Raw genomic sequence first — 19,454 nt, 5'->3', positions numbered from 1 at the left:
ATTTCGTTCGTCCGAGCACGCACGCTCAGCGCATGACGGCGGGGATCTTGAAGCGGACCAGGTTCCAACGGGTCACCCGCTCCTCCCACTCGTCCCCCTCGGCGGTCGTCAGCGGCAAGGCCAGGTTCGTGACCACCATCCAGTCGCCCTGCACGGCGGTGGTCGCCGGGAACAGCAGGCCCCGCGGGCTGCCGTCGCTGCCGATGCCTTCGAATTCGCCGGCACGCACCAGGGTGCGGCCCTTTTCGTCCAGGCCGAGCACGACGTCTGCCTGGTTGGAGGCGATCCACAGCAGCCCCTTGTGGAACAGCAGGCCGTCGGCGCCGAACACGCTCTCGGCGACGATCCCTACCGCGCCGGTGGACGGCGCCATGCGCAGCAGCCGGCCGTCTCCGGCGTTGTTGACGTAGAGCGCGCTCTCGTCGGCGTTGAAGGCCAGCCCGTTGGCGCCGAAGGGCAGGGCGCCCGCAGTGGCCAGAAGCGGGTCGCGCGACAGCACCTGCAGCACGCAGGGTGCGCAACTCGTCGCCCGCTCGATGCGGTAGATGGCTCCCTGGAACGAGTCGGAGATGTAGAGGTTGCGCGCCTTGTCGAAGACCATGCCGTTGGGTGCCGGGAAGCCGCTTGACCCGAAGCTGATGACGTCCTTGCTGCCGTCGGGGTTCGAGATCGATCTCGGCGACGGCGCAGGCGGCGTCAGGGCCTTGAAGTCGACCAGGTCCTCGACCGGCGACGAGGCAGTGAACCCGGCATCGATGCGCTGCAGTTTCGACGCGCCGAAATTCAGGATGTAGAGCTTGCCGTCCGCGTACTCGATCCCGGTCAGGGGAGTGGCGCCGAAGCTCTTCTGCGCCAGCAGCCGACCCTCGGGCGAGTAGCGAAGCAACTGGTTGTTGCGCGCCGCCTCGGGCATGCGCGCATCGAAGGTCCCGACGTAGATTTCGCGGGTTGCCGGGTTGGAGGCCAGTCCTTCGGGGTGGCGGACGTTGTCGGGAAGGCTGATGAAGGGCTCCACCCCGATGCGGATCGGCCCCTGGTCGGCGGCCTGGACCGTGCCGGCCGAGCCCAGCAGCACGAGCGATGACAGCAGGATGCACTTGAAGGGCTTCATGGCCATGGCGGCAGGGTGGCGCCGGCGAGGCAGAGGGCGAAGCACGCGCCTTCCCAGGGTTGCGAGTCCAGGCATGGGGTTCTCCTTTGATGTCAGTCGTCAAGAAATGCCAGCAGGTCGGCGTTGACCCGGTCTGCCTGGGTCGAGCAGATGCCGTGCGGCCCGCCCGCATACACCTTGAGCGTCGAGTTGCGCACGCGCTTCGATGCGGTGCAGGCCGAGGCGGGGAAGGGCACGATCTGGTCGTCATCGCCGTGGATGAACAGCGTCGGCACGTTGAACTTCCGGAGGTCCTCGTTGAAGTCGGTCTCCGAGAAAGCCTCGATGCTGTCGTATTCGGGCCGGATGCCGCCCCGCATGCCCTGGAGGCAGAACCAGTCGACCAGCCCCTGCGAAGGCGTTGCGCCGACGCGGTTGTAGCCATGGAACGCCAGGGCGAGATCCTGGAAGAAGCGGGGCCTGTCGACCGCAACGCCGGCCCGGAGGCCATCGAACACGGCGATCGGCAGTCCGTCCGGGTTCGCTGCCGTCTTCAGCATGAGCGGAGGCACCGCACCGATGAGCACGATCCGGTCGATCCTCCGGGTGCCGTGACGGCCGACGTAGCGGGCCACCTCGCCCCCTCCCGTCGAATGGCCGACCAGCACGGCCGCCTTGAGGTCGAGCGCGTCGATCAGGACGGCGAGGTCGTCCGCGAAGGTATCCATGTCGTTGCCGGACGCTGGCTGGTCCGAGCGTCCATACCCGCGGCGGTCGTGCGCGATCACGCGGTAGCCGTGGTGCAGCAGGAACAGCATCTGCGCGTCCCAGGCATCCGCGTCGAGCGGCCAGCCATGCGAGAAGACGACTGGCCTGCCGCTGCCCCAGTCCTTGTAGAAGATCCTCGTTCCGTCCCGTGAAGTGACGTAGCTCATGGCGTGCTCCTGCTCCAGAGGGAAAAGATGGCCGGGCAATGCAGCGAAGGTACCGGGGCAGCTTCCGCTCGTCCCGGATGCGCACTGGCGAAACCTGAAAACACCTGAAACCTTGTGCATGCACCGCGCTCGTCGACGCCCCTAGAATCCGGCCACCCGGCCGCGCGGCCCCATCCAGGATGAAACTCGTCGCATCCCCGAGTCAGTCGTTCGCATTCGGCCGCTGCCAGGTGTCTGTGCAGCGGCGCGAGCTGCTGCGCGAAGGCCACCCCGTCAGCCTGGGAAGCCGGGCCTTCGACATCCTGGTCGCCCTCGTCGAGGGGCGCGGCGCCGTGGTCACCAAGGACGAGCTGATGCTGCGGGCCTGGCCCGGCCGGATCGTCGAGGAGAACACGCTGGAGGCGCAGGTCTCCGCGCTGCGCCGCGCGCTGGGCGAGGACCGGACGGTGATCCGGACCGTCGCCGGCCGCGGCTACCAGTTCGTCTCCGAGATCGCGGACGAGCCCGGCGCGCCCGAAGCCGAGGGCCTGCAGGCCGTGTCTCCCCTCGCCGCGGCGGTGCGCGGGCTGCCGCTGAGCGTGAGCCCCCTGATCGGGCGCGAGACCGCGCTGCGGGAGATCGTCGAGCTGGCTGCCAGCAGCCGGCTGATCACCCTCGTGGGCGCTGGCGGTGTCGGCAAGACGCGGCTGGCCATCGAGGCCGCCCGCAGCCTGGCGGCCCGCTTTCCCGATGGCGTGTCCATCGCTGAACTGGGGCCCGTGGGTGCAGCGGAGTATCTGCCCGCCACCGTGGCGGAGGCGCTCGGTTTTCCGCCGGGCGCAGGCACCCCCTCGCTCGATCGCATTGCCGCGGCGATCAGCCAGCGACGCATCCTGCTGGTGCTGGACAACTGCGAGCACCTGGTCGACGCCGCGGCGCAGATCACCGAGAAGCTGCTGCGCGCCGGGCCATTCGCCAGCGTCATCGCCACCAGCCGCGAGGCGCTCAAGATCGACGGCGAGTACGTCTACCGGGTGGCGTCGCTCGATGTGCCGGGCGAGGAAGTCCGCGACGTCGACGAGCTGCTGGGCTTCGGCGCGCTGCAGCTCTTCGATGCCCGCGCCGCTTTCGCCGGTGCCGAGGAGCCGGCGGGCAAGGCGCAGGCTGCCGCGCTCAAGGCCCGCATCTGCCGGCATCTCGACGGCATTCCCCTGGCCATCGAGCTGGCCGCGGCACGCGTGCGGGTGTTCGGACTGGGGGGTGTCGCCGAGCGCATCGACGACCGGTTCAACTTGCTCACCGGCGGAGTCCGGACCGCCCTGCCGCGCCAGAAGACCCTGCGCGCCACCTTGGACTGGAGCTACGAACTCCTTTCTGCGCAGGAGCGCGAAGTGCTCGCCAGGTTGGGCGTCTTCTTCGGTTCGTTCTCCATGGAGTCGGCGTCGGCCGTTGCTTGCTCCGCCGACATTCCGTCGGCCGCAGTCGTCGAATGCCTCTCTCAACTGGTGGAGAAGTCCCTCGTCACGGTGGATGGCGCGGCCCGCGCGAAGTATCGACTGCTGGAGACCACCCAGCTCTATGCGCGCGAGAAGATGCAGTCTCGGGGTGTCCTGCGGGAGTATTCGCTTCGCCACGCGCAACATCTGCGCGACCTGTTCGTGCGCGCGGAGATCGAGTGGGAGACCCTGCCCACGGCCGATTGGGTCGGCTTGTACGCCGGCCATCTGGAGGGGCTGCGGGCGGCGGTCAACTGGAGCTTTTCACCGGAAGGAGACCCCATGCTCGGCGTCGCGCTGACCACCAGCGCCCTGCCGCTGTGGATGCAGTCGGGGCTGCTCGAGGAATGCCTCTCGCGCGTGAACCAGGCGTTGAACCATCTGGACGACGAGGAAGTGGGGGACAGCCGCTCCCGGATGAAGCTGTATGCCGCAAAGGGCGCCTCGCTGCTTTACCAGGGCGTGGGGTCGGAAACCGGCTCCGCGTTCAGGCGAGCCCTGGAGTACGCGGAGAGGATGGGAGACGACGAGTATCGGCTGCGTGCGATCTGGGGGATGTGGAGCGTCACCTACCTGAACGGCAACTACGAGGTCGCCCTGTCGCTTGCCCGGCGCTTCTCGGCATTGTCCGAAGCGCTGCCTCACAAGGCCGACCGCCTCATCGGCAACCGGATGACAGGCATGTCGCTGCTCTGCATGGGACGCTTGGGCGATGCCCGCGGCGGGTTGCAGCGCGTGGCCGAAAGCTACGAGGCGCCCGTGTACCGCTCGCACCGGACCCGCTTCATCTACGAGCAGAAGATGATCGCCTTGAGCTCGCTCGCGCACGCGCTGTGGCTGCAGGGTTTTGCGGATCAGGCCATGCGTGCTGCGCAGCAGGCCGTGGAGGGCGCGCGCGCGCTGGACCATGCACCCTCGATCTGCTACGCGCTCACGGAGGGGCTGTGCGCGATCACGGTCCTGACCGGGGGCGTGTCGGCGTTGGCGGAGCCGGCTGCAGCGGCTGCAGCGGCCACGCGGCGACATGGCATCTCGACATGGAAGGCCCGCGGACGCATGTGGAACGGCCTGCTCGCGCTGGGTGCAGGCGACAGCCTGGCCTATGAGCGCGACCTGCGTCCTGCATTCGACGAGATCGGAGAAGCGCTCTACGTGCTGCACTACACGGGCTTCGTCTCCGCCGTGTGCGAGGCGCTGGGCCGGCTCGGACGAGAGGACGAGGGCATCGAGCTGGCCACGGCGGGCATCGAGCGGGCGCGGCGCTTCGAGGATCGATGCTCGCTGTCGGAGTTGCTGCGCGTCAAGGGGGAGCTCATGAGCCGGTCGCCCGGGACGAGCCGGATGGCCGAGACCCTGCTGGTCGAAGCCGTCGAGACTTCCCGGCAGCACGAGGCGCTGGCCTGGCGGCTTCGATGCGCGACCAGCCTGGCCGCCGCATGGATGAAACACGGCCGGCCGGACGACGCGCGCGACTTGCTGGAGCCGGTCTACGAAGGCTTCTCGGAGGGATTCGACACCCATGACCTGCAGGCGGCCAGGCGTCTGCTCGAGGCCATGTCCGGGTCGGCGAACCGCGTGGGGTGAAGGGGGGTCGGCGCGACCCTCACAGTCCGGGACTGCTTTGCATGATGCCGCCGTCCACGAAGATCGTGGTGGCCGTCAGGTAGCTCGCGCCGTCGCTCGCCAGGAAGGCCACGACGCTCGCGATTTCCTCCGGACGGGCCATGCGCCCCAGCGGGATGGCCGAGTCGAGCTTCTTCATCAGCACTGGATCGTTCATGGTCGAGAGGTTGATGGGCGTGGCCACGGCGCCAGGACCGACGCCGACGACGAGGATGTTGTGCGGCGCCAACTCGACGCCCGCCGTGCGCGTGAGCATGCGGATCCCGCCCTTCGACAGGCAGTAGGCGGCATTGCCCGGCATCGGCCAGTCCTCGTGCACGGAACTGACGTTGATGATGCGGCCGCCACCGCCTTGGGTGATCATCTGCCGGGCGGCGAACTGGGTGCCGAAGAAGGCGCTCTTGAGATTGATGGCGAGCACCTTGTCGTAATCCGCCTCGCTCGTATCGAGCACGGAGGTGCGAGTCTCGACTCCGGCGTTGTTGACCATGACGTCGACGCGGCGGAACCTCTTGACCGCAGTGGCGACCAGCCTTTGCAGGTCGGCGACCTTGCTCACGTCGGCTTGCACCCCGATCGCCTGGTCGCCCAAGGCCAGGACCTGCCTCTCCGCCGCTTCGGTCGCTTCGGGATGCACGACATAGTCGATGACGACGTTGGCCCCTTGCCTGGCGAGTTCAAGCACGATGGCCAGACCGATGCCGCTGTTGCCGCCAGTGACGATGGCGACTTTGTCCTTCAGGTTCATGGTTCATCTCCTGGGTGGGTGATGGTTGGGACCCGCTGGCGGCGAGCGAGCGGGTGCTTCGTCAATGAACGCGCTGCAGCAGATGGTCGCCGACGCGCAAGGCGTTCGCGATGGCGGTCAACGAAGGATTCACCGCGCCGATGCTTGGGAAAAAGCTCGTGTCCACGACGTACAGGTTGTCGACCTCGTGCGACTTGCAGTCGACATCGAGCACCGATGTCGCCGGATCGATGCCGAAGCGGCAGGTGCCGGCCTGATGGGCGACGCCGGCGATCGGAATGTGCTTTCCCATGTAGAGCGTGTTCGGGATCAGGTGCGGATGCATGTCCATGTGCTCCAGCATCGACTGCAGTTTCCGCCGCAGGCGATCGAGCGGCTCCAGGTTGGTGAACTCGTAGTGGAGCTGGATCTCGCCTCCGGCATTCAAGGTCACGCGATTCTGCGGAAGCGCCAGGTCTTCGCTCGTGAGCCAGAAATCCACCGCGTGCCGCGCCAGTTGATCCAGGGTGAAGCCGGGCGCAAACTTCGGCGCGTCCTCCTTGAACATCGGCCCCTGGGATTTGCCGAGCATCTGGATATTGCCAAGCGGAAATTCGCAGTCCGGCGCGCCGAAATAGAAATCGTTGATCGTGAGCGTCTTCTGGAACTGCGTCGGATTCTCGCGCCGGGAAAGGCCGACCAGCGCGACGGCGTTGTGAAACATGTAGTGGCGACCCACCATGTCCGAACCGTTGGCCAGGCCGCGCGGATGCTTTTCGTTCGCCGACATGAGAAGCAAGCGTGCGGAATTGGCTGCGCCGCAGGACACGACGACGATGCTGCCGGCGTACGCCTCGCGCCGACCGTCCCGGTCCACGATCACCTTGGTCACGGTGCGTCCGCTGCCGTCGGTTTCGAGTCGCCGGACGTGGGCGTTTCGCTCCAGCGTCACATTCGGATATTCCAGAGCGGGCCTGACGGCGATGACTTCAGCGTCCGACTTGGCGTGGACGAGGCAGGGGTAGCCGTCGCAGGCGTTGCAGCGTATGCACCGGCTGTGGGGACGGTCCGCCTCGTCGAGCATGATGCCTGTCGGTGCGTACGCCGGCCTGTACCCCGCGCGCTTCAAGCCATCGGCGATCTCCTGAAGGCGCGGCTCATGGCTTACCGGGGGAAACGCATAGGGGGCGCTGGCCGGTGGATCGGTGGGGTCGTCGCCGCGCTGGCCGTGGACGCGGTAGAGCGCCTCGGCCTGCGTGTAGTACGGCTCGAACTCCGCGTACCGGATCGGCCAGTCGGTCGTCGAGCCGTCGGCCGTGCGATGCGCGGCGAAATCCTGCTCTCGCAAACGAAACATCGCGGCGCCGAACATCTTGGTCGCCCCGCCGACGAAGTAGTGGACGCCCGGCTGGAACGGTTTGCCGTCCGAGTCATGCCAGGTGTCCTTGGACACATAGCGGTTCTTCACGAAGACCTCGGTCGGATCCCAGTTGGCCTGCTCGCGCGGCAAGTAGTCGCCACGTTCGAGGATCAGTATGCGTTTGCCGGAAGGAGCCAGCTTGAGGGCGAGCGTGCCGCCACCGGCCCCGCTGCCGATGATGATGAAATCGTAGTGTTCGTCGCTTCGCATGAGATTCCCCGGTCGTGACGGGTGGAAGCCGGCGCCGCTCCGCAACGCGCCGATGGACCCCGACAGGGTCGGAGACCGCAACGTCGGCCAGTGGACGATGCAACGCAGCATACGCGCCGCCGAACGCGTCGTCCAGATTCATGCAGGCACGGCGGACGGATCGGCGGCATCCGACCGGACTTGGTGCGGGCGTTTCTGCCCAAGCACCAAGACCGGGCACGCCGGGCTGCAGCGCTCAGGCCGCCTTCAGGGCGTCGACGCGGACTTCGCGGCGGCGCCAGCGAAAAGACGGCTGAAGAGCTGCGCCATGTCGTCGTTGCACGGGGGGCTGTGCGCCAGGCGGACGTTCATGGCGAAGCCGTCGAAGGCCATGAGCGCGAGGCTTGCGAGCATGTCGCTTTCTTCGGCTGAGGTCGCCAGGCATTCGCGGATCCATCCGGCCACGCGCGACTGGAACAGCTGGCGCAGCGCCGGGCTGTAGTCCCCGTTGCCGCTGGTCGAGACGGCCTGCATCACGTTGTTGGTGAAGCCGTTGTTCTCTCGGGGCAGGTCGCGCCACAGCGTCAGCAGCAGCTTGCGCAGGCGCTCTTGCGGGTCGGCGATGCGGCGCTGCGCACGCTCCAGCTTGTCCAGGCGTCCCAGCAGCCACGGCGAGTAAAGCTGGAACAGGATGTCGATCTTCGATTGGAAGTAGACGTAGACATTGGCCGTCGACATGCCCGCCTCGCGGGCGATGCCGGGAATCGATGTCTCGCCGTACCCCTGTTCGCTGAAGAGGCGGAATGCCGCCTCGAGGATCGCGTCGCGAACCCCTTCCTTCTTGCGTTGAACCATGTGCCGTGCCTTCTTTTGGTGCTTCGCCGACGGCGTTGGCCGCGGCGTTCGATGCACCAATTGTGCTTCCAAACGCGGGTCATCAAATTTTCAAAACTGAATGGTATTCGCTATTGACAGCGCTCAAGTCGACTTTTAGAGTTCACTTCGATCGCAACCCGACCACCCCGACCGAACAGTTTTTCGCGCTTGCCGATGCCAAGGAAATCGATGCATCCGTCCTGCATCGCACGGCGCTTCGCGTGACCCATGAAAGGCCTTCCATGACTGCCGCACGACCCGCTTCCTACTTCTCTCCGCGCCGCCTCGGCCACGTGAATCTGTGGGTGGACGACATCCCGACGTCCGAGCGCTTCTACAGCGATGTGTGCGGCCTGCGCGTCGAGTTCAGCGAGCCCGAGCTGATCGCCACCTTTCTTGGAACCGGCCATACGCCGCACGACCTCGGCATGATCCAGAAGACCAATGGCGTCGACCGCTACGGCAAGGATGGCCTGCTGCAGCTGCCCGGCACCATCGGCCTGCATGCCGGCCTCAATCACCTGGCCTGGGAGCTCGAGAACGAGGCCGACCTCGTGGCCGCCTTCAGGCGCCTGAAGGAGGACGGCGTGCCGACCGACATCACGGTCGACCATCAGGTGGCGCACAGCGTCTACATGTTCGATCCCGACGGCAACTACAACGAGTTCTATTGCGACACGGTCAAGGACTGGCGCCAGGTCCTCAGCGGTCCGATGGCTTTGCTCACCACCCACTGGGACCCGCTGAGCGCCGAGGGCTTCACCGAAGGCCGCTACGACACGGAGCCGGTGCTGCGCACCAACGCCGCAGCGCCGATGCACCCCTGGCGCATCACGCATGCCGTGCTCGAGACGGCGCGCATCGAGGAGATGACGCGCTTCTATACCGAAATCGGCGGCCTGCACGTGGTGGCGCGCGAAGAGGGCGTCGTGTACCTCGGCGCCACGCAAGCCCAGTACGACCACCACCTCGTGCTGGTACCCGCAAACAAGGGGAGCTACCACCACGCGAGCTTCCAGCTGGCCGACGAGGCCATGCTGGATGCAGCCATCGCGGGCCTGCAGTCGCAGGGCGTGGCGATCGCGCGCCAGGTCGACCTGCCCTGGAAGCGCTCGATCTTCCTGCGGGACCCCGACGGCCTGGCCAGCGAGTGGTACGTGAAGCGCCCGGCGCCGCGAGCGCTGTCGGCGCTCGGCGCCGTCGACCTGGTCGAAGCGGCCTGAGCAGTTCCCCGTTCGGCATCCAACAGCCTGAAAGACAACACCATGGCAAGAAGCGCAATCATTTCCGGCGGCGGCATCGGCGGACTGGCCACCGCGGCCGCACTGGCCCAGCGCGGCTGGGACGTGACCGTCTACGAGCGGCAATCCGAGCTGCGTGCGGCCGGCTCGGGCATCTACATCTGGGAAAACGGCCTGCGCGTGCTGGAGGCGCTGGGCGCCTATGAGGAAGCCACCGAAGGTGCATTCCACGGCACGCACTTCGAGCAGCGCGACAATCTCGACCAGATCATCGAGTCGGCGCCGATCGCATCCGACAAGCGCCTGCTGACGGTCTTGCGCAGCCGCTTGCTCGGCGCCTTGAAGTCGGCCTGCGAGCGCGCGGGCGTCAAGGTCGTGACCAACGCCGAGACGATCGGGGCCACGGCCAGCGGCGAACTGCTGCTGGCCAGCGGACAGACGGTGCGCGCCGACCTGGCGGTGGGCGTCGACGGCGTCTGGTCGCGCGTGCGCCAGAGCCTCGGGCTGGAGCTGCTGCACGAGCAGACCCGCGAGGGCGCGTTGCGCACCATGATCGCCTCCCGTGCCGGCGACTTCGCGGCGCAGGATGTCGGCAAGTACATCGAGAACTGGAACGGCACCCGCCGGCTCCTGGTGACGCCGGTCAATGCGACCCAGATCTACCTCGCATTGACCTGCCTGCAGGACGACGAGGCGCGCAATCTGCCGTTTAATCGGCAGCTCTGGATCGACGCCTTCCCGCGCTGGGCCCATCTGATCGAACGCATCGGCGACACGCTGAGCTGGGGCGTCTACAGCGTGACGCGCAGCCGCGCCTGGTCGGCCGGCCGCACGGCGATCGTCGGCGACGCCGCGCATGCGCAGCCACCCAACCTGGGCCAGGGGGGCGGCATGGCGATGCAGAACGGCCTGGCCATGGCCGTGGCGCTCGAACAGGCCAAGGACCCGCGCGACATCCCCTCGGCGCTGCAAGCCTGGGAAGCGGCGGAGCGTCCGCTGGTTGAGCACTGCCAGCGCTGGTCGATCCTGTACGGCGAAGTCACCTGCCTGCCCGATGCCGTGCGCTCGCAGGTGATCCGCTCCGCCATGGGCGACGCATGGGTCGCGGGCCAGGTCTTCAAGGCCGCCAACAGTTCACCCACCGGAACGGTGGCTCCCCGCCGCTGACCGCACTTTCTCAACTCGAGGTCTCCATGATGAAACTACTGAAAGTCTTTCGGATGTTCGCGGCCGGTTTCGTGCTCGCGATGGCCACCGGCAGCTGGGCCGCCGAGCCCGTGCGCATCGGCATGAGCATGGCCAGGACGGGTGCCTTCGCCGCCGCCGGTGCCGGCCAGCTCAACGCCTACCAGTTGTGGGCGGAGCAGGTCAATGCAGCCGGCGGGCTCGATGTGGCGGGCACCCGGCGGCCGGTGCAACTGGTGGTCTATGACGACCAGTCCGATCCGGCCAAGGCCGCCGCGATCTACGAGAAGCTCATCACCAGCGACAAGGTCGACCTGCTGCTGTCGCCCTGGGGTTCGCCGGCCCACTTCGCGGTGGTCGGCGTGCTGGAGCGCTACAAGTTCCCGATGGTCGGCAGCTCCGCCGCCTCGCTGCAGATTCGTTCGCTCAAGGCGAGGAACATCTGGTTCCCGACCTCCGCCATCCCGGATGCGCTGGGTGCGGAGCTGGCGAAGATGATGCAGGCGCAGGGCGTGAAGTCGGTCGCCATCAACACGGTCCAGCTGCCCTTTCCGCAGGAGATCAAGCGCTTCCTGGTGCCTGCCGTGCAGGCCGCCGGCATCAAGGTGGTCCACGACGAAGAGTACGCGCCGGGCATCAAGGACATGACCGCGAGCATGGTGGCCATCAAGCGCGCCGCGCCTGACGCGGTGGTCTCGCTGTCCTACCCTGAAGACTCGATGCTCTACATGAAGCAGGCCCGCGAGCAGGACATCCGGGCCCCCTTCCAGTTCGTGGCGGTCGGGCCCAGCATCGCCTTCTTCTCGAAGATGTTCGGCGCCAACCTGGACAACATCGTCACCCTGGGCCATTGGTCGCCCGACCAGAAGGCCTGGCCCAAGGCGAAGCCCTTCTTCGACGCCTACCAGGCCAAGTACGGCGAGGCACCCGACTACCTCGACGTCGCGCTGGCCTGGGTGTCGGCCGAGATCCTGCAGCAAGCGGTCGCCAAGGCGGGCCTGGACAAGGACAAGCTGCGCGCCGCCATCGCCTCCGGCACCTTCGACACCATCGACGGTCCGGTGGCCTTCGACGGCGTCCAGAACCGCCTGACGCCGGCGATGTTCCTGCAGTTCCAGCAAGGCAAGGGCCAGATCGTCTATCCGCCTTCCCAGCAGACCACGCCCTTCGTCGCCAAGAGCGGCTGGCAGAAATAGGCCTGGCCCCCTACCCGAGAGGCTGCGGCGAATTCCATGGCACAGATCCTGTCCCCCGAGCTGCTGCTGGCGGCGTTGATGCTCGCATCGACCTACGCCCTGGTGGCCCTGGGCCTGAACCTCATCTACGGCGCCATGCGCCTGCTCAACGTGGCCCATGGCGACCTGATGGTGCTGGGCGGCTACATGGCCTGGAGCGGCTTCACCCTGCTGGGGCTGAGCCCGCTGCTGGGCCTCTTCGGCGCGATGCTTCTGGCGGCGGGCCTGGGCGTCGCCTGCTACACGCTGTTCTTCAAGCGGCTGGTGCGCAACACCGCGATCGCGGCGCGGCTGGAGGCCAATTCGCTGCTGATCTTCTTCGGCGTCTCGATCATCCTGCAGAACCTGATGTCGCTGGTGTTCACGGCCGACGCCCGCAGCTACAGCTACCTGGACACGCTGGTGCAGTGGGGCAGCGTGTCGATCGCGCTCAATCGGCTGGTGATCCTGGGCATCAGCGCCGGCGCCACTCTGGCGGTGCTGTGCTTCCTGCGCTTCAGCGTCTTCGGCATCGCGATCAGGGCCTTGATACAGCAGCGCGACGCGGCCTCGCTGGTCGGCATCGCTGCCGATCGCATCAACATCGTGGTGTTCTGCCTGGGCTTCGCACTGGCCGGGCTGGCCGGGGCGCTGATCAGCATGACCGAGAGCGTGACGCCCTTCGGCGGCTTTCCCTTCACGATCGCGGCGTTCGTGGTGGTCATCCTCGGCGGCCTCGGCTCGCTCGGCGGTGCCGTGGCGGGGAGCCTGCTGCTGGCTTTCGTCGAGGTCTACGGCGTCACGCTGACCTCGGCGGCCTACCGCTCGATCCTGGTCTACGGCTTGTTCATTCTCATCCTGTTCGTGCGGCCGCAGGGGCTGTTCGGGCGAAAGGCCCATTGATGGCACGCACTCTGTTCTCTTCCGTCGACAAGGGCGGCTTGACGGTCGCCGCGTCGCTGACCGGCGTTGCCGCGCTGTCGCCCCTCATCCTCAGCGCCTATGGCGTCGGTGTGCTCACGCAACTGTGCGCCTGGATCGCACTGGCCGGCAGCTGGGTCGCGTTCTCGGGCATGACCGGCTACATCTCGCTGGGCCACGCGGTGTTCTTCGGCCTTGGCGCCTACATCATGGCGCTGGGCTGGCAGCAGATCCCGATCGTGGCAATCCTGCCGCTGGCCGGCGTGGCGGCGGCTGCGCTCGCGCTGGTGGTTGGCTTTCCGGCGCTGCGGGTGCGAGGTCCATACTTCGTGATCCTGACATTGGGCATCTCGGAATTCCTGAAGTACGTGGTGGTGGCCATCGAGGCATCGCTCGGCTCCGGCGGTCGCCTCTTGATCGACACGCCCGACACCGTCGTCCTGTTCTATCCCATGCTGGGGCTGGCCCTGGCCGCCACCGCGATCAACGTCTGGCTGACCCGGTCGCGCCTCGGCGCTGCGCTGCGCGCCATCCGTGAAGACGAGACGGCTGCGGCGACGGTGGGCGTGCCCGTCACGCGGATCAAGATGCTGGCTTTCGCGGTGTCGGCCGTCATTCCCGCGATGGTGGGCGCGCTCAGCGTGCTGCGCAGCACCTACTTCGAGCCCATGCAGCTGTTCAGTCCGACCACCTCGTTCACCATCGTGACCATGGCGATCATCGGCGGCAGCGACCGGCCTGCCGGCCCGGTCCTGGGCGCAGCGTTCATCCTGTGCCTCAGCGAGCTGCTGTGGGCCCGCGCGCCCCAGACCTACATGATCCTGCTGGGCGCGCTGCTGATCGGCTTCGTGCTGCTGGCGCCGTCCGGGCTGTCGGGCCTGTGGGCCAGGCGGCGTTCGGCATCGCTCGAGCGCCGCGCCGCCGTTGCCGGGAGGCCGGCGTGAGTCTTCTTTCAGTGCGCAACCTGGCTCGCCGGTATGGCGGCAGCCTGGCGGTCGACGACGTCAGCTTCGACCTCATGCCGGGAGAGATCCTCGGCGTGATGGGCGCCAATGGCGCCGGCAAGACCACGCTGTTCGGCATGATCGCCGGCAACGTCAAGCCTTCGTCGGGGCAGATCATGCTCGAAGGCAAGGCGATCCAGGGGCAGCCGCCGGAGCGCATCAATGCGCTGGGCGTGGCGCGCACCTTCCAGATCGTGCGGCCGTTTCCGGGCATGAGCGTGCTGGAGAACGTGGCCGTCGCTGCCATGTACGGCCGCGGCCGCATCGCATCCCCCGCGGCCGCCCGCGAACATGCCCTTGAACTGCTGCGCGAGACCGGGCTCGCCGATCGAGCGGACCTGCCGGCATCGCAGCTCAACCTGGCGGGCCGCAAGCGCCTGGAGATCACCCGCGCGTTGGCGACCCGGCCCCGCCTGCTGCTGCTCGACGAGGTGCTGGCCGGGCTCAACGCCACCGAGGTGGGCGCGGCGCTCGAACTGATCCGCGAAGTGCGCCAGCGCTACGGCCTGAGCATCGTCATCATCGAGCACGTGATGAAGGCGCTGATGCGCCTGAGCGACCGCATCGTCGTCATGCACGAGGGTCGCAAGGTGGTCGAGGGCCTTCCTGCGGAGATCGCCAACGATCCTCGCGTCATCAAAGCCTACCTGGGAGAACGACGCCATGCAGTCCCTGCTTGAGGCGCTCGGCGCCTGTGCCGGCTACGGCGAGATCCAGGTGCTCGACCGGGTCGACGTCGCGATCCCCGCCGGTTCGATCACCGCCATCATCGGCAGCAACGGCGCGGGCAAATCCACGCTGATGCGTTCGCTGGCGGGACTGCTGCGCCTGCGGTCGGGCCGCATCCGCTTCGATGGCGCCGACGTCACCGGCCGGTTCGCGCACCAGCGCGTCGACGACGGCATCGCGCTGGTGCCCGAGGGCCGCCTGGTGTTCCCCGACTTCAGCGTCGCCGAGACCCTGCGCATCGGGGCCTACCTGCCGCGCGTGCGCAAGGGGTGGCAGGCGCGGGTGGACCTGATGTATGAACTCTTCCCGCGGCTGAAGGAGCGGCGCACGACCGCGGCCGGCCTGCTGTCCGGCGGAGAACAGCAGATGCTGGCCCTGGCGCGCGGCCTCATGTCGATGCCGCGCGTGCTGCTGCTGGACGAGCCGAGCCTGGGGCTGGCGCCGGCCATGGCGGACGAGGTGTTCGCCGCGCTGCGCTCGATCCGTGCCCAGGGTGTGACCATCGGCCTGGTGGAGCAGAACGTCTATGCGGCGCTGTCGATTGCCGACACGGCCTACGTGATGGAAGACGGCCATGTGCTGCGTCATGGCCCGTCGGCATCGTTGATCGACGATCCGATGATCCGCCAGGCCTATCTGGGATTGTGATGAAGCCACCCATGCTCTACCGCCAGTTGGCCAGCCAGGCGGACATCGACGCCGAGTACAACCCGGCGGCCCGGCTGAGTGACCCGGGCGTCTACCAGCGGCACTACGTCGAACAGAGCCGGCTGGCGCGCGAGCGCTTCCCCGGCCTGCAGGGCGTTCCCTTCGGGCCGACCTTGGCCGAGACGCTGGACATCTTCCCGGCGACACAACCGGACGCGCCGGTCTTCGTCTTCATCCACGGAGGCTACTGGCGGGCGTTCTCGGCCGGTGATTTCAGCTGCGTCGCGTTGGGCCTGCAGGCGCTGGGAATCACGACCGTGGTCGTGAACTACGCCTTGGCGCCCTCGGTCGGCATCGACGAGATCACGCGCCAGACCCGGGCGGCACTGGCATGGGTGCTGCGCAACATCGAGCGCCACGGCGGCGATCCGGCGCGCGTGGCCGTCGGCGGACACTCGGCCGGCGCCCACCTGGCGGCCATGGCACTGCAGACGCGCTGGTCTGACGACTACGGCCTGCCCGAAGACCCGTTCCGGGCCGCGGTCCTGGTCAGCGGCCTGTACGACCTGGAACCGCTGCGCCACAGCTATCTGCAGCCGCAGATTCAACTCGACGACGGCGTGATCCGCCGCAACTCGCCGCTCTTTTCGGTTCGAGCCTGTCCCACGCCGGTTCTGCTGACCTGGGGCGCAGAGGAGAGCGCGGAGTTCGTGCGGCAGTCGACCGCCTTCCATGCCGCATGGACCGGCGCGGGCAATCGGTCGTCGTGCGCACCCCAACACGGCGCCAACCACTACTCGGCGATCTTCGGTTTCGAGCAGAGCGCAAGCGCGATCTGCGCGTGGATCGAGAGCCAGCTGTTTGCGCAGCGATAGGACCCGGTGCCAATGCTGCCTGCAGCGCGAGATGACGCGCTGGGCGTGGCGCAGGATTGCGAGTTGGCAGTGCGCCCGGCATGCCGCGTCCACATCAGCCCGACCCGGCTCCCGGCGACAGGGTGCGCTCGGACTGCTCCGCGGTCACGACGCTCACGGGCACGCCGAAGCGCTCGATGCGATGGGCGAGGTCGAGGCGCAACCAGCGGGAGATCCGCTCTGGGAGCGTGGAGACGATGACCTCGTCGTACTTCTCGCGCTCGAGCGTCTGGTGCACGGCTTCGTATGGGTCGGTGGCCCCGACGATCCCCTGTACGTGCGACCCCGCGGCCGCGTCGAGCAGCGGAATCGCGAGCTCGAGCGTGATGGCCGCCTCTTCAGTGTCCGGGTCCCAATACGGCCGCGGAACCAGGAGCGTGAACTTGCACGGCCCGCGCGCGGCCCGCTCGGCCACGGCGGCGAGCAGCTTGGGCGAGGCGGCGGTCCGGTGCGCCACGATGAGGATGCGGCGGTCACTCATGATTCGAGCATCGCACCAAGGAACTGCGCCACACCCGGTGCAGTCGGACGGACATGTTGCGCTGAGTGCTCACGCTTGGCTTCTCCCGCTCTAGGCCGCTCGCTCGTTGTCGAGCCCGCAGCGTGTCAAGCTGAACCGAATGACGATGCAAGGGCTGACATTTTCGGGCGGGTCAACGACATGCTATTCCCGTCTTTCGGCTGGTGCAACCGAGGGGGGCGGGCGGTCTTGCCGACGAGGTCGTGGAAACCACGGCACGCCGCCCGGCGACAATCGGCACCATGTCCCTGACCGACAAGCTCCAGATTCCCACGCCGAACGCGGACGGCAGTTTTGCCGCGCCGGTGCCTCCGCCGGCCGACGGCGCGGCCGACGCCCTGCGCGACGCCCAGGCACAGCAGGCGGCGCTGGCCGAGCAGCTCGACGCGGTCAACGAGTTGCTGGCCAAGCCGCTCAACGAGATCCTGGCGGACCGCGAACGCTTCAAGGAGTCGGCCGCCGCCTGGGACGCCTTCGGCGCCATGTGGATGCTGTCGCAGCGCGCGATGAAGCGTGTGGCGCTCGACCTCGCTGCGCAGCTAGGCGTCAGCGAGGACGAGGTGGTGGCCCGCGCGCTGGTGCACGCCAACGCGGTGCTGAACGGCGACGGCGTGGATCTGGGCGGCCTCGTTGCCGAGCCGCAGCTCGCGCACATCGCCCGGCACAAGCCTTTGCTGCGCAAGCAGTTCCGCTGAGCATCGGGCAGAGCCCCGGTGCCGGCGCGGCGACGCCGGTCGCCGTATGCTCTGTTGCCATGGATTCGCCCACCTCGCTCGCCGACTTCGCCGCGCGCCATCCCCGCCTCTTCGTGCTGACCGGCGCCGGCTGCAGCACCGACTCCGGCATCCCCGACTACCGCGACGTCAACGGCGACTGGAAGCGGCCGTCGCCGGTCACCTTCCAGGCCTTCACGGGCGACGATCTCACGCGCCGCCGCTACTGGGCGCGCAGCCTGGTCGGCTGGCCCATCATGGCCACGGCCCGGCCCGGTGCCTCGCACCGTGCGCTGGCCCGGCTGGAGGCCTCGGGCCGCGTGGGCCTCCTGCTGACGCAGAACGTCGACGGACTGCACGACGCCGCCGGCAGCCGCCAGACCATCGACCTGCACGGCCGCATCGACACCGTGCGTTGCCTCGGCTGCGAGAGGCGCACGCCGCGGGCCGAAATGCAGCAGGCGCTGCGGTCGCTCAACCCGGCCTGGGCCGCACTCGAAGCGCGCGCCGCGCCCGACGGCGACGCTGAGGTCGAGGGCCTGGATTTCGCCAGCTTCGAGGTGCCGGCCTGCCCGGTGTGCGGAGGCATGCTCAAGCCCGACGTGGTGTTTTTCGGCGAGAGCGTGCCGCGCGAGCGCGTGCAGGCCGCCTACGCGGCGCTGAATGAAGCCGATGCCGTGCTGGTCGCCGGCTCGTCGCTGATGGTGTATTCGGGCTTCCGCTTCGTGCAGGCGGCCGTCGCGGCAGGCAAGCCGGTGGCAGCGGTCAACCTCGGCCGCACGCGTGCCGACGACCTGCTGGCCTTGAAGGTCGCGCAGCCGGTGGGCGACGCCCTGACGGCTATGGCGGAGCAGCTGGCGGCCTGAGCCTCAAGGGGCGCGGCGATCGATCGTTGGCCCCGAGCCTTCGTGTCAGTAGCGGTACGGGTTGTCCGGACGGCGGTCGTAGCGGTCCGGCACGCCGTCGCGGTCGTAGTCACGCCGCGCGCCCGGCGGTGGTGGCGGTGGGGCAGGGCGGCTGTAGTAGGCGCCGGGCGGCGGCCCGGCGTCATAGGGCACGGCGACGCAGCCCGCAAGCGCGGTCCCGGCCAGAAGAATGGTTATCAGTGCTTTCATGCCTGACAAGGTGCACCGGTGCGAAAGCTGTGGCATCGGGGGATCGGCGCATCTGCGGGTAGGCGCAGGCCGCGTCAGGCGCGAGGGCGCCGCGTTGTCTGGTTTTCGCGGGTTTACCCTGTGATTCATTTACTTGCGATCCGCACCGCAAGTAAATACCATTGGCGCATGGCATCCACATCTCCAGCGGCCGTTGAACCGCCCGAATCGGTCCCGGCGACCCCGATCAAGCGCGTCCGGCGCACCCAGGCCGAGCGCGTGGCCGAATCCGACCGCCGCCTGCTCGAAGCCGCCACGCGCCTGATCGCGACGCGCGGCTACACCCACACGACGCTCGAGGCCACCGGCGTCGAGGCGGGCTACAGCCGTGGGCTGGTGCAGCACCGCTTCGGCACCAAGGACCGCTTGCTCGAGGAACTGATCAAGCACATTGCCAGCGCCCACCGCGAGCGGCTGCTGGTCCGGCTGCAGGGCCTGTCGGGTCTCGAGGCGATCTTCTGCGAGATCGACTGCTACCTGGAAGGCATGGACAACCCTTCGGAGAGCTCGCGTGCCTTCTTCGTCCTGATGCTCGAATCGATCGGCCCGGCGCCGCACATTCGCCCGACCTTCGCGGCCATCAGTGCGCGCTGGCATCGCGCGATTGCCCGACAGATCGAGGCCGGCCAGAGGGCGGGCCGCATCCGACCGGAAATCCATCCCGCGAACGAGGCCCAGTTGCTGATCGCGACGGTGCGCGGCCTGCGTACCCAGTCGATGCTGCATCCCATGACCAGCAACATCGCGGTCGCCATCCAGGCACTGAAAGACAGCCTGACCGCGCGCTGGCTGCCATCCGAGGCAAGCCCCTAGCGCTTCAAACGAACCCCGGCTGCGATCCGAGGGCGGCGTCGACGACGCGGTCCGGGCCGCTGC

The 19,454-nt window shown here is 67.9% G+C and carries 19 protein-coding genes; 12 read left to right on the top strand and 7 right to left on the bottom strand.

All coding sequences use genetic code 11. The annotated features are described in order from the left end of the window. Positions 1-25 precede the first annotated feature (25 nt). Both QTI45_RS25265 and QTI45_RS25260 read right to left on the bottom strand, forming a co-directional pair. A complete protein-coding gene (locus QTI45_RS25265; RefSeq protein ID WP_286656246.1) occupies positions 26-1,186 on the bottom strand; it encodes an NHL repeat-containing protein in 1,161 nt (386 codons plus the stop codon). A gap of 17 nt (positions 1,187-1,203) precedes the next feature. Next, positions 1,204-2,025: an alpha/beta fold hydrolase gene (locus QTI45_RS25260; protein ID WP_286656245.1), complete on the bottom strand. Its 822-nt coding sequence runs from the start codon at positions 2,023-2,025 to the stop codon at positions 1,204-1,206. Positions 2,026-2,204: 179 nt separating this feature from the next. Between QTI45_RS25260 and QTI45_RS25255 the strand changes: the two genes are divergently transcribed. After that, positions 2,205-5,084, top strand: a complete 2,880-nt coding sequence (locus QTI45_RS25255; RefSeq protein WP_286656244.1) for an ATP-binding protein — start codon at positions 2,205-2,207, stop codon at positions 5,082-5,084. 19 nt (positions 5,085-5,103) lie between these two features. Here the strand turns inward: QTI45_RS25255 and QTI45_RS25250 are convergent, their stop codons facing one another. From QTI45_RS25250 to QTI45_RS25240, 3 genes are all read right to left on the bottom strand, one after another. After that, complete coding sequence (locus QTI45_RS25250; protein ID WP_286656243.1) at positions 5,104-5,871, bottom strand: SDR family NAD(P)-dependent oxidoreductase; 768 nt, start codon at positions 5,869-5,871, stop codon at positions 5,104-5,106. Between the two features lie 61 nt (positions 5,872-5,932). Next, positions 5,933-7,480, bottom strand: a complete 1,548-nt coding sequence (locus tag QTI45_RS25245; protein ID WP_286656242.1) for a GMC oxidoreductase — start codon at positions 7,478-7,480, stop codon at positions 5,933-5,935. Positions 7,481-7,726: 246 nt separating this feature from the next. Then, on the bottom strand, positions 7,727-8,314 hold the full coding sequence (locus QTI45_RS25240) for a TetR/AcrR family transcriptional regulator (RefSeq protein ID WP_286656241.1): 588 nt from the start codon (positions 8,312-8,314) through the stop codon (positions 7,727-7,729). A gap of 263 nt (positions 8,315-8,577) precedes the next feature. On the opposite strand from QTI45_RS25240, the gene QTI45_RS25235 reads away from it, so the two are divergent. From QTI45_RS25235 to QTI45_RS25200, 8 genes are read left to right on the top strand one after another with little or no spacing between them, the layout of a single operon-like run. Then, positions 8,578-9,558 (top strand): VOC family protein, encoded by a 981-nt coding sequence (locus QTI45_RS25235; RefSeq protein WP_286656240.1) that lies wholly within the window; start codon positions 8,578-8,580, stop codon positions 9,556-9,558. A 42-nt stretch (positions 9,559-9,600) separates the two neighbouring features. After that, positions 9,601-10,743, top strand: a complete 1,143-nt coding sequence (locus tag QTI45_RS25230) for an FAD-dependent oxidoreductase (protein ID WP_286656239.1) — start codon at positions 9,601-9,603, stop codon at positions 10,741-10,743. Between the two features lie 29 nt (positions 10,744-10,772). Then, entirely contained in the window at positions 10,773-11,957 is a 1,185-nt protein-coding gene (locus QTI45_RS25225; protein ID WP_286656238.1) for an amino acid ABC transporter substrate-binding protein, read from the top strand. A 36-nt stretch (positions 11,958-11,993) separates the two neighbouring features. Further along, positions 11,994-12,878 (top strand): branched-chain amino acid ABC transporter permease, encoded by an 885-nt coding sequence (locus QTI45_RS25220; protein WP_286369447.1) that lies wholly within the window; start codon positions 11,994-11,996, stop codon positions 12,876-12,878. Then, positions 12,878-13,840, top strand: coding sequence for a branched-chain amino acid ABC transporter permease (locus QTI45_RS25215; RefSeq protein ID WP_286656237.1), 963 nt, complete (start codon positions 12,878-12,880; stop codon positions 13,838-13,840). Before QTI45_RS25220 ends, QTI45_RS25215 begins: the two co-directional genes overlap by 1 nt. Beyond that, a complete protein-coding gene (locus QTI45_RS25210) occupies positions 13,837-14,580 on the top strand; it encodes an ABC transporter ATP-binding protein (protein ID WP_286656236.1) in 744 nt (247 codons plus the stop codon). The genes QTI45_RS25215 and QTI45_RS25210 overlap by 4 nt, the downstream gene beginning before the upstream one ends. Then, a complete protein-coding gene (locus tag QTI45_RS25205) occupies positions 14,564-15,277 on the top strand; it encodes an ABC transporter ATP-binding protein (RefSeq protein ID WP_286656235.1) in 714 nt (237 codons plus the stop codon). Before QTI45_RS25210 ends, QTI45_RS25205 begins: the two co-directional genes overlap by 17 nt. Beyond that, the gene (locus tag QTI45_RS25200; RefSeq protein ID WP_286656234.1) at positions 15,277-16,152 is read left to right on the top strand and encodes an alpha/beta hydrolase; all 876 of its coding nucleotides are present in this window, start codon (positions 15,277-15,279) and stop codon (positions 16,150-16,152) included. Before QTI45_RS25205 ends, QTI45_RS25200 begins: the two co-directional genes overlap by 1 nt. Positions 16,153-16,246: 94 nt before the next feature. Here QTI45_RS25200 and QTI45_RS25195 read toward each other — a convergent pair whose 3' ends face one another. Next, the gene (locus QTI45_RS25195; RefSeq protein ID WP_286656233.1) at positions 16,247-16,672 is read right to left on the bottom strand and encodes a hypothetical protein; all 426 of its coding nucleotides are present in this window, start codon (positions 16,670-16,672) and stop codon (positions 16,247-16,249) included. Positions 16,673-16,953: 281 nt separating this feature from the next. Here QTI45_RS25195 and QTI45_RS25190 point away from each other — a divergent pair, with 281 nt between their 5' ends. Further along, entirely contained in the window at positions 16,954-17,406 is a 453-nt protein-coding gene (locus QTI45_RS25190; protein ID WP_286656232.1) for a hypothetical protein, read from the top strand. Positions 17,407-17,408: 2 nt separating this feature from the next. Further along, the gene (locus QTI45_RS25185) at positions 17,409-18,290 is read left to right on the top strand and encodes an NAD-dependent protein deacetylase (RefSeq protein WP_444813310.1); all 882 of its coding nucleotides are present in this window, start codon (positions 17,409-17,411) and stop codon (positions 18,288-18,290) included. A gap of 45 nt (positions 18,291-18,335) precedes the next feature. On the opposite strand, the gene QTI45_RS25180 is transcribed toward QTI45_RS25185, so the two are convergent. Further along, entirely contained in the window at positions 18,336-18,539 is a 204-nt protein-coding gene (locus tag QTI45_RS25180) for a hypothetical protein (protein ID WP_286369428.1), read from the bottom strand. A 168-nt stretch (positions 18,540-18,707) separates the two neighbouring features. On the opposite strand from QTI45_RS25180, the gene QTI45_RS25175 reads away from it, so the two are divergent. Beyond that, on the top strand, positions 18,708-19,391 hold the full coding sequence (locus QTI45_RS25175) for a TetR/AcrR family transcriptional regulator (RefSeq protein WP_286656231.1): 684 nt from the start codon (positions 18,708-18,710) through the stop codon (positions 19,389-19,391). Positions 19,392-19,454: the final 63 nt, after the last annotated feature.

The organism is Variovorax saccharolyticus, from assembly GCF_030316765.1.
GTDB lineage: Bacteria > Pseudomonadota > Gammaproteobacteria > Burkholderiales > Burkholderiaceae_C > Variovorax > Variovorax saccharolyticus.
The sequence above is the reverse complement of the archived record's forward strand: the minus strand, read 5'-3'. Positions and strand labels throughout refer to the sequence as shown.